The sequence below is a fragment of the Mesorhizobium sp. M0663 genome (genome assembly GCF_040320585.1).
Classification (GTDB): Bacteria; Pseudomonadota; Alphaproteobacteria; order Rhizobiales; family Rhizobiaceae; genus Mesorhizobium.
Genome location: NZ_JAMYPX010000117.1, coordinates 1 through 611 on the forward strand (window position 1 = coordinate 1; position 611 = coordinate 611).

At 62.4% G+C, this 611-nt stretch carries 2 protein-coding genes; both read right to left on the reverse strand.

What is annotated here, in order from left to right; all coding sequences use genetic code 11:
• Positions 1-387, reverse strand: a 387-nt coding sequence (locus NKI54_RS36380) for an IS66 family transposase (protein ID WP_352694680.1), incomplete at its 3' end; no start/stop codon positions are given.
• Positions 388-460: 73 nt separating this feature from the next.
• Positions 461-604 carry a hypothetical protein gene (locus NKI54_RS36385; RefSeq protein ID WP_352625793.1) on the reverse strand — a complete coding sequence of 48 codons (144 nt, stop codon included), beginning with the start codon at positions 602-604 and terminating at the stop codon, positions 461-463.
• Between the last annotated feature and the right edge of the window lie 7 nt (positions 605-611).

Sequence of the window (611 nt, forward strand, 5' to 3'; positions counted from 1 at the left end):
CCGTTCGAGATGGGCCGCAAAGCCTTTGCGAGGGCGCGGGGCGCGCTTCGCTTTCGAGCCGCCCGCAGACTTCTCCATCTGCGCTTGGATGGCCGCCACGCCGGTTTCGATCTCGTCGAAGACCAGAGCGTACTGCTCCTCGCTCAGCGCACCGGCCCGCAACCTTTCGGAGCGGCTGCCGAAGCGCGACCGCTCCAGCATCTTCACCACCGCCGTCAGTCGTGCGATCCGCTCCTCGGCGCTCTTGTTGACCAACTCGAGATGCGTATTGTGGGCTTCGAGATCGGCATTACGCTCTTCCAGACCGGCGGCTTTTTCGGCCATGGCAACAACCATCGCCTTGAGCGCGTCAACGTCGTCCGGGAGCGCGAGATCGGGTGCCGACATGGCCAAAATCAGAGCATATTCGCGGGCAATTTTCCCGCGTTTTCAGCTCCCTGATTCATCATGCCGCAGGGTTTTACCCAACCGATTGCGGCCGCCTGACGGTCTCCGTTCGAACCCGTTTCCAGTCCATTCCGTCAACCAGAGCCATGAGCTGAGCATGATTGAGCTGGACCCGGTGGTGGCCGATCCGCGGCCAGCAGAACTTCGCCTCATCCAGCCGCTTG